This window comes from Brevundimonas sp. UBA5936 (assembly GCA_002430835.1).
Classification (GTDB): Bacteria; Pseudomonadota; Alphaproteobacteria; order Caulobacterales; family Caulobacteraceae; genus Brevundimonas.
Window position 1 is genome coordinate 1 of record DJDA01000107.1, and the last position, 8,968, is coordinate 8,968.

Sequence of the window (8,968 nt, forward strand, 5' to 3'; positions counted from 1 at the left end):
ACCCTGGACGAACTGGCCGAGGCCATCGCCGCCTTCGAAGGCTGCCCCCTGCGCGCCATGGGCGCCCGGCAGTCCGTCTTCGCGCGCGGCAATCCGCAAGGATCGCTGATGATCGTCGGCGAAGGCCCCGGCGCCGAGGAAGACGTGCGCGGCCAGCCCTTCGTCGGCCAGGCGGGTCAGCTGCTGGACCGCATCCTGACGGCGGCGGGCCTGCTGGACGACGCCTTCATCACCAACACCGTCTTCTGGAAGACGCCCGGCAACCGCACCCCGACGCCGCAGGAACAGGCGGTCTGCGCCCCCTTCCTTGAGCGCGCCGCGGCCCTGCTGAAGCCCAAGACGGTGTTGCTGGTCGGTGCGGCGGCGGCCAAGGCCGTGCTGAAGACCGACGACGGCATCATGCGGACGCGCGGCCAATGGCGCGAATGGCGATTGTCCGAAGGCGGAATCGCCGCCCCCGTCATGGCCACCCTCCACCCGGCCTTCCTGCTGCGTCAGCCGCAGGCCAAGGGTTTGGTTTGGAAGGACATTCTAGATTTGTCCGCTCGCCTGCGCGGTGAAGTGGTTGAGCCGGGCGCCTGATTCAGGCATCCTGAACTCTTGGAGACCAGTCCGCAGAGCGTCGTAGAATCCCGAATCGAGATGGGACCGACGCCGACGAAGGGGGCCGCCGCGTCATGTATTCTTTCCGCCGGACGCGTCGTGCGTCTCTGTTCGCCTTCGCGCTTTGCGCCCTTGCTGCGACCGCAGCCCAGGCTGAAGATGTCGATACCTCTCGACCCTATGTCGCCGCTGGCGCAGACTCTGGCGCAGACGCCTCGCCGTCGCCCACGGCGCTGAGCAGCGAGGACCGGCTCAGCTACACCACCGCTTTCGACGCCCTGCGTCGCGGCGACCTGGAGCTGGCCCGCAACTCGGCGCGTCAGGCCAAGGATCGCGTCCTGCTGGGCCAGGTCGAGTTCGAGCGCCTGTTCCACCCCAGCCACGTCGCCACCTATGACGAGCTGGCGGCCTGGCTCGAGACCTATTCCGATCTGCCGATGGCCGAGCGGGTCTATACTCTGGCGATGCGGCGCCTGCCCGACGGCGCGGCCGAGCCCAAGCGCCCCGGCGGCCTGCTGACCCGCACCTGGGCCAGCCTGACCAGCTCTGGCTCAGGCTCTGGCGACGGCGGCGTCAACGACCCGGCCAAGGCCGCGCGCGTGGCCCTGAACAACGACGACCTGCCCGGCGCCTACGCCACGGGCCAGCAGATCGGCGACTGGTGGACCGCGGGTCTGGCCGCCTGGCGCATGGAGCAGCACGCCGACGCCTTCCAGGCCTTCGAGCACGTGGCCCAGGATCCGACCGAGGATCCGTGGGTCCGCTCGGGCGGCGCCTTCTGGGCGGCGCGGGCGGCGGGCCAGTCGGGCCGACAGGACCGCGTGAACGAATACCTGCGTCAGGCCGCGCGCTGGCCGGCCACCTTCTACGGCCAGATCGCCCTGCGTCAGCTGGGCGAGGAGCCGGTGATCGAGAACCAGGGGCCGCGCCCCTATGAGGCGACGCTGCAACGCGCCTCATTCACCCCCGAGCCGATCGGCGTGGATGCGCGCGCGCTCAACGCCTTCATCCGCTCGGACGAGGACGCCCGCCGCACCGTCGCCCTGTACGAGGTCGGCCGTCGCAACGACGCCGAACTGGCCGCCCGCAACGGCCTGCGCGCCGCCAGCGGCGACAGCGCCGCGCGCCAGATGTGGGTCGGCCTGTATCGCCTGGTCGCGCCCGGCCGCGCCGCCCAGTCCGAGGCCAGCCGCATCGACGCCGTCCGCTATCCGATGCCGGACCTGCAGCCGATGGGCGGCTTCACCATCGAGAGAGCCCTCGTTTACGCCATCGCGCGCAAGGAGACGGACTTCAACGCCAGCGCCCGTTCCGGCGCCGGCGCCTATGGGCTGATGCAGGTGATGCCGACCACGGCCGCGCACATGACCGGCGATCAGGGCTATGTCCGCACCCCCCAGCGCCTGCTGGACCCGGCGGTGAACATGAAGCTGGGCCAGGACTATGTGAACCGCCTGTTCCAGATCGAGTCCTTCCAGGGCGACCTGCTGAAGGCGGTGGCCTCCTACAACGCCGGGCCGGGTCCGATGCTGGCGGCGATCCGCAAGCTGGGCGCCGACGCCGATCCGCTGCTGCTGATCGAGACCATCGACGTGCCTCAGGCGCGCGAATACGTGGAGAAGGTCGTCGCGGCCTACTGGATCTATCAGCGCATGATGGGCGGGCCGGTGAAGACGCTGGACGCCGTGGCCTCGGGCGCGCGCGCCGTGCCGATCCGCCTGGATTACGTCGCGCCGCCTCCCGCCCCCTTGCAGGTGGCCGAGGCCGTGCTGGGCGGCGGCTCGCGCTGAGGCGCGGGCCTTAGATCATCAGGGACGCCAGTGAAGCCCAGACAAGGGCCAGAACGACCGCTGCCAGGACATAGGCGCGCGCCGTGCGCGCCCAGTCGGTGTTCCTGCTGATCGTACGCATGGCTCCGCCCCTCCGAGAACAAGCTGGACTGTAAGTCCGCTCTCTTAAACCCGCGTTCTCAGGATCGGTTAATCAACGTTAGATGACAGCGCCGCCGCCTCCCACTCGCGGAAGTGCGGCTGGGCCAGAAGGGCGGCGACATAGGCGGCGGCTGTCCCATCGTCGCCGTGGGCCGATAGGTCGATCTGGAAATGGCGCACCCGCGCCGCCACCGGCGTGAAGAAGGCGTCGGCGATCGACCAGTCGCCGAACAGCCATGGCCCGCCCGCGCCGAAGCGTTCGCGCATCTGCGACCACAATGCGACCAGACGCGCCAGGTCGCGGTCCAGCCCCGGATCGGACGGCGCCGGGCTGCGCGCCTCGCCGGCCATCGGATGATCCGGCCCCATGCCGCACAGGTCGCGCAGGGCGTGGAAGCCGGAGTGCATCTCTGCCGTCGCCGAACGGGCCAGGGCGCGCGCGATCGGATCGACCGGCCACAGATGCGCCTCGGGATAGCGTTCGGCCGCCCATTCGCTGATGGACAGGGTGTCCCAGATCGTCTCGCCCTCGACCTTCAGCAGCGGCACGAAGCCCGAGGGCGACAGGCGTCGCAGTTCAGCCTTTTCAGCCTCGGAGCGATACCAGACCTCGCGCGTGTCGAAGACGGCGCCTGCGCGCCTCAACACCAGCCACGGCCGCAGGGACCAGGTGGAGAAGAGGCGCGGTCCGACGATCAGTTCCATGGCGAAGCTCCGAGGCTGTCGCCGTGATTAATGGCTGGAGGCGAGCTTCAGCACAACCAGGCCGCTGACGATCAGAACGGCGCCGATGACGCGCATCGGCGTGACCGGCTCGCCCAGCACGGCGATGCCGACGACGAAGGCCCCGACGGCGCCGATGCCGGTCCAGATCACATAGGCGGTGCCCAGCGGCAACGTCTTCATCGAGATCGACAACAGGCCGAAGCTGATGATCATGAAGCCTATGGTGCCGATCGTCGGCCAGGGCTTGGTGAAGCCCTCGGAGGCCTTCATCAGGAAGGCCCAGACGATCTCGAACAGACCGGCGAGAAGAAGGAAAATCCAGGCCATGACTTGCTCCCTTGCATGGCGTGCCGGGTCGTCCCAGCGTCATGCCCAAGATGGGAGAGGTCGTCCTCTGATCCCGCCTATCTGGGACACGCGGGTCTCAAGTCAAGGCTTGCCGCCCTCGGGGGCTTTCGCAGACGCAATATGCCGTCAGGTGGAGGCCATTTTGCATCAGTGGAAGGGGGGAGCGGACGGTCTCCCGCCTGCTCCCCTCGCCCATCATCAGCGCATGATCCGCAGGGTCAGGCCCACCGTGCGCGGCGCCCCCAGGAAGGCGCCCAGCGTCCCCGTCTGGAACGGCGCGCCGAAGGCCACCTGGCGATAGTCCTGATCGAACAGGTTGCGGCCCCACAACTCCACGCTCCAGGCGTCATCGCGGGCTAGCGCGACGCGGCCGTCGACCAGCCAGAATCCCGGCTGGCTCTTGGCCGGGTCCAGGTCCGAGCCGGTGTTGTATTCCGACGAATATTTGGCCGCCAGGGTGACGCGGCCCGTCAGCCCCGCCGCCACCGGCCGCTCATAGGTTCCGGCCAGCGACCCGCTCCACAACGGCGCGAAATTCATCCGCCTGCCAGCCAGCAGCGGCAGGCCCGGCACCGCGTCGTCGCCATACTCCGTCTGAGCGTAGGTCAGGCCGCCCTGCAGCGACAGGCCCTCGAACGGCAGGAACATGAAGTCCGCCTCGACGCCCTTGGCCCGCACCTCGGGGATGGAGCGGACCAGGAAGGTCGTGCCCAGGAAGGTGTTCAGCTGGAAGTCGTCATAGGTCTGGCGGAAGGCGGCGGCCGAGACCAGCAGGCGCCGGTCCAGCATCACGCTCTTGATCCCCGCCTCGAAGGCGTCGGCGCTCTCGGCCGGGAAGGCGCGCGAGGCGTCGGGGACCAGATTGGTCTGCCCGCGGTCCAGGTTGAAGCCGCCGTTCTTGCGGCCTCGCGACCAGGAGGCGTAGAGGCGCACGCCCTCGGTCGCCTTGAACTCGGCGCGGGTCATGCCGGTCCAGGCCTCGTCCTTGACCGTCTCGGACTGGCTCAGACCGTTGAAGGCCGGGTTCGACCACGGCAGGCACAGGATGGCGTTGCTGACGCCGTTGGCCAGCGCCGCCGCGCAGGCCCGGCCGCCGTCGGTGTTGTGATAGGCGGCCGTCATCTCCTTGGTCTCATGGGTCCGGCGCAGGCCCCCGGTCAGGGTCAGGCGGTCGGTCACGGCGTAGGACACCTGGCCGAACAGGGCGGCGCTGCGGGCCGTCTGCCAGTAGCGGTCCAGCTGCCCCTCACCCTCGACGAAGCTCGCGCCGACGGGAAGGCCCGTGATGCTCGACACGAAGGCCGGGTCGCCCAGCGGGTTCGACGCCGAGCGCGACAGCAGGCGGCTGACGTAGCCTTCGTAATCAGCGCCGTAGAACAGGCTGTCGCGACGGGTCAGCTTCTCATCGGCGAAGAAGGCGCCCGCCGACCAGTCCAGCTTTCCGCGCTGACCCGACAGACGGAACTCCTGCGTCAGGGTGCGGAAGCGGTTCGACCAGGTGCCGTCGTCCGGGCGATAGGCCAGGTCGGCCGAGGTGAAGTCCCAGTCCTGGCTGATGACGCCGCGCCAGTCGCGCACCGCCGAGGTGCTGTCCAGCCTCGCCCAGCCCAGATCGGCGTTCAGGTGCAGGGCCAGGCCCTTGTCGCGGATGCGGGTGTTGGTGTCGCGGTTGGAATAGGCCACGCGATCCCACGGCTTCGGCGTCGCCGCCACGCCGCCGTCGGGCGATAGCGCCGCCAGCAGGGGCGCCGTGCCGCCCGTGACCAGTTGTACGCCGACGCAGCAGCGTTCGTCCCGCTCGGTCCAGTCGGCGGTCAGGCGAGCGGTCAGGTTCGGCGTGGCGCGCCACAGCAACTGACCGCGCACAGTGTCGTAGTGTTCGGTCTGATCGTCGGTCGAGGTGCGCGGCCCCTCCCCGGTCTTCACGTCATAGAGGCCGTCGCGGCGACGCGCGGCGACATACAGCCGCCCGGCCAGAACCTCGTCCACGATGGGGCCGGTCAGGGAGACCGAACCGCCATGCGTCCCATAGTCGCCAAACGTCGCCTCGCCCGCCATGCGCGTGTCGAACGAAGGGGCAGCGGTGACGACGTTGATGACGCCCGCCGAGGTGTTCTTGCCGAACAGGGTCGCCTGCGGGCCTTTCAGCACTTCAATGCGCTCGACCTCGCCCAGATCGCCCAGGGCGGCGCCGTTGCGGGGACGATAGACGCCGTCGATCATGACGCCGACCGAGCTTTCGACGCCCGGATTGTCGCCCACCGTGCCGACGCCGCGGATGCGGGCGGTGGTGAAGGTCTGGTTCGAGGTCGAGGCCACGATCAGGCCCGGCGCCAGAATCTGCAGATCCTTGATGTCGCGCACGCCGACGCCGTCCAGCAGGGGCTGGGCGGCCACCGTCAGCGACAGGGGCGTCGCCGCCAGCGGCGCCTCGCGCCGTTCAGCCGTCACCACGATCTCGGACACCTGGGTCGGTCCTTCGTCAATGGCCGCCTCGGCCATGACGGGCGCGGCGAAAGCGAGCACGGACAAGGAGGCGGACGCGAGAGACGCGGCGCGAACAGCAGAAATCATGGGAGGAAAAACCGCTTGGCGGAGCGACGGCGCAAGGCTTCGTCGCGGACTGTCAGCGGATGTAACAGCCCCGTCGGCGGGGCGGAACCCCGACCGGCGATCATCAAACGATGACTTTCAGGCCCGTCCGGCCAGCGGCCCCGAAGCGCGCGGCGCGAAGCTGTGCTCCACCCGACTGCGGTGCGGCGTCACGTCGTTGCGAACCGCGCCGCCGACCCGACAGAGCTGTTCCAGGCCCCGGCCGCCGCCCGCCTCGTGCGAGACGATGAGGTCCAGCAGCCGCTCGGCTTCGGCCAGGCTGTCGGGCCGCTGGTCAAGCAGCCAGGCCTCGACCGCGTTCAGGTCGACCGTCAGGCCGCCGGCGCGCACGGACGCCTCGACCGCGCGGTTATTCCACTGTCGCAGCAGCGCCTGCGCCGCCTCCATCGACCATTTTTGAGCCATGACGCCCCTCCAGGGCGTAGCGCCGGTCGGCCTCGACCTCCCAGACGCCAAAGAATGCAGTCAGGCTGATGAGCGCCCAAATCGCCCACATCAGCGTGAAGTAAGCCCAGGCCAGGCGCTCATGCGCGAGGAAGGGCGCGAAATGTCCCAGCAGCCCGATCAGCTGAAAACTGGCGACCGACACGATCCACCAGCGCCCGGCGCGCTCCGCCAGCACCCACAGGCTGACGAAGAAGAGGACATCCACCACGAAGATGCCCACATAGACGCCCTTCCAGTTCAGATCGAAGGCAAGCTGCGACAACAACGGAGCCGCGATCATGGCCAGCGTCGCCAAACGATCCGCCGTCCTCCCGCGCCACAACAGGAGCGGAAAGGCGATGGCGTTGGCCGTCAGCAAAATGATCTGAACAGGATGCATCAGACGATCTCCAGCCGCTCGCTCTGCAGAGCGCTCGACCCGCTACCCACACGACGAACTTCTAAGCTTGATGGATCATGCACAGCTCCAGCGACGATGACGTCACGCCAGGCTGTGAATCATCTCCAGAACGGGATTGATCAGGCTGGCTCCAACCACGGCGATCATGAGCCAGGCCAGCGCCCAGAGCAGGATCAGCCACAAGACGGAGCCGCCCATTTTGCGGGGGCGACGCCACTCGTTCAGCGCGACATAGCGCCGATAGAGCGCGCCCCCCGGCGCCTTCCCGTCCTCGAGAAGTCCGACGGGAGCCTCGATGACGCCCTTTTCTGCCCCAAGCGGCGGGGGCGGCGACATTGCGATCGATTCCCCTGAGTAATGATCACTCAGGAGCCGCGCCGCCTGAATCCGGTTGGAGACGCCCAGTTTTTCATAAGCCCGGTGCAGATGGTTCTGAACCGTCCGTGGCGAGAGGTTCAGCTGCTGCGCGATCTCCTTGTCGCCCAGACGGCTGGCGGCGAAGCGCAGGATTTCAAGCTCGCGCGGCGTCAGGCTGTCGATGGACGAAGGGCTGTTCACAACGGCTGACTATCTACCACACCCGCCTGGCGTCCAGTCCCCCGTCCCCGGCGCGCGCCGATCGGGCCCGGGTGTCACCGCGACGCGACACAACTGACGCGCGAGTCGGCATTTTGATTGCGTCCCTTCGGTCCGGCGTCGCATTAGGGGGATCATTCAAACGGGGGAACCGACTTCTATGATGCTGGCGCTTCTGATGGGCGGGCTGGGGTTGATCGTCGGCAGCTTCCTGGGCCTGGTCAGCCTGCGCCTGCCGCGCGGCGAGGACATCGTGGTCAGCCGCTCGCGGTGCGGCGGCTGCGGGCGCCCGCTCAAGCCCTGGCGGATGATCCCGGTGGTCAGTTGGGCGTTGTCGCGCGGCAAGTGCAGCGACTGCGGCGCCGTCATTCCCCTGCGCTATCCCCTGATCGAGCTGGCCTCCGGCGCCGTCGGCGCCTGGGCGGCCCTGTGCTTTCCCGATCCGGCCTGGGCCCTGGCCGGAGCCGTGCTGGGTTGGCAGCTTCTGCTGATCGCCGTGATCGACGCCGAGCATTTCTGGCTGCCTGACGCCCTGACCCTGCCCCTGTTCCTCAGCGGCCTGTTCGCCGCCGTGGCCCTGGATCCGGCGAACATCCAGAGCGGACTGAAGTGGTCGCTGATCGGGCCGCTGAAGACGCCCCTGATCGGGGCGGCGGCTGGTTTCGGCGGGCTGTGGCTGCTGGCCTTCCTCTACAAGCGCCTGCGCGGACGCGACGGTCTGGGCGGGGGCGACCCCTTCCTGCTGGGCGCGATCGGCGCCTGGGTCGGGTGGATGGGTCTGCCCAGCGTGCTGCTGTGGGCGTCGCTGACCGGCCTCAGCCTGGTAGCGGCCAAGCTTGTGCTGCGCCGTCCCGTGGCCTCCACCGACCGCCTGCCGTTCGGCGTCTTCCTGGCCGTCGGGGCCTGGCTGACCTGGCTCTACGGTCCCTTGGGACTGGGCTTCGGCGACTAGAGCGACAGCAGGTCCGACCAGCGCCAGCGCCCGCCGCCCAGCGCCACGCGCGGCGCGCCCGGCTGGTCGCTGAGCGTCAGCAGCACATAGCCGTTGACCGTCTCGGCCTTGCAGGCGCGCGACGAGAAGCCGACCGTCACGGCGATGGCCTGACGCACCCCGGCCAGGCCCTTGCCCTCTTCGCCGGGGCTTTGCAGCCAGTCGCCGTTCCACATCAGGATGGCGCGGCCCGAAGCGCCTGAAGTGCGATAGGCTTGGCCGATGGCGGCGTTGATGCGCGCGTCGTTGCGCAGGGCGTCCTGGATGCGCTTGACCATGTCGCAGCCCTGGCCCGAGCCGCCGCCCACGCCTGAACCGGACCCGCCGCCGCTG

General features: G+C 69.0%; 9 protein-coding genes and 1 pseudogene. 3 read left to right on the forward strand and 7 right to left on the reverse strand.

All coding sequences use genetic code 11. The annotated features are described in order from the left end of the window. Both B2Y21_RS09535 and B2Y21_RS09540 read left to right on the forward strand, forming a co-directional pair. Positions 1–582 (forward strand): uracil-DNA glycosylase (locus B2Y21_RS09535; protein ID WP_292059249.1); only part of this gene is annotated, 582 nt, incomplete at its 5' end. 95 nt (positions 583–677) lie between these two features. Continuing rightward, positions 678–2,393, forward strand: coding sequence for a lytic transglycosylase domain-containing protein (locus tag B2Y21_RS09540; RefSeq protein WP_292059251.1), 1,716 nt, complete (start codon positions 678–680; stop codon positions 2,391–2,393). 189 nt (positions 2,394–2,582) lie between these two features. Here the strand turns inward: B2Y21_RS09540 and B2Y21_RS09545 are convergent, their stop codons facing one another. The 6 genes from B2Y21_RS09545 to B2Y21_RS09570 form a co-directional block, all read right to left on the reverse strand. Further along, positions 2,583–3,239, reverse strand: coding sequence for a glutathione S-transferase (locus tag B2Y21_RS09545; RefSeq protein ID WP_292059253.1), 657 nt, complete (start codon positions 3,237–3,239; stop codon positions 2,583–2,585). A gap of 27 nt (positions 3,240–3,266) precedes the next feature. Beyond that, on the reverse strand, positions 3,267–3,587 hold the full coding sequence (locus B2Y21_RS09550) for a DMT family transporter (protein WP_087141502.1): 321 nt from the start codon (positions 3,585–3,587) through the stop codon (positions 3,267–3,269). A 219-nt stretch (positions 3,588–3,806) separates the two neighbouring features. Further along, positions 3,807–6,182: a TonB-dependent receptor gene (locus B2Y21_RS09555; protein WP_409410779.1), complete on the reverse strand. Its 2,376-nt coding sequence runs from the start codon at positions 6,180–6,182 to the stop codon at positions 3,807–3,809. Positions 6,183–6,299: 117 nt separating this feature from the next. Further along, positions 6,300–6,626: a hypothetical protein gene (locus B2Y21_RS09560; RefSeq protein WP_292059256.1), complete on the reverse strand. Its 327-nt coding sequence runs from the start codon at positions 6,624–6,626 to the stop codon at positions 6,300–6,302. Further along, complete coding sequence (locus B2Y21_RS09565) at positions 6,571–7,026, reverse strand: hypothetical protein (protein ID WP_292059258.1); 456 nt, start codon at positions 7,024–7,026, stop codon at positions 6,571–6,573. The genes B2Y21_RS09560 and B2Y21_RS09565 overlap by 56 nt, the downstream gene beginning before the upstream one ends. A gap of 123 nt (positions 7,027–7,149) precedes the next feature. Further along, positions 7,150–7,626 (reverse strand): helix-turn-helix domain-containing protein, encoded by a 477-nt coding sequence (locus B2Y21_RS09570; protein WP_292059260.1) that lies wholly within the window; start codon positions 7,624–7,626, stop codon positions 7,150–7,152. 178 nt (positions 7,627–7,804) lie between these two features. Here B2Y21_RS09570 and B2Y21_RS09575 point away from each other — a divergent pair, with 178 nt between their 5' ends. Further along, a complete protein-coding gene (locus B2Y21_RS09575) occupies positions 7,805–8,596 on the forward strand; it encodes a prepilin peptidase (protein ID WP_349679420.1) in 792 nt (263 codons plus the stop codon). On the opposite strand, the pseudogene B2Y21_RS09580 reads toward B2Y21_RS09575, so the two are convergent. Beyond that, positions 8,593–8,968: pseudogene (locus B2Y21_RS09580) on the reverse strand (hypothetical protein); the annotation flags it as partial. The gene B2Y21_RS09575 and the pseudogene B2Y21_RS09580 sit on opposite strands and share 4 nt — an antisense overlap.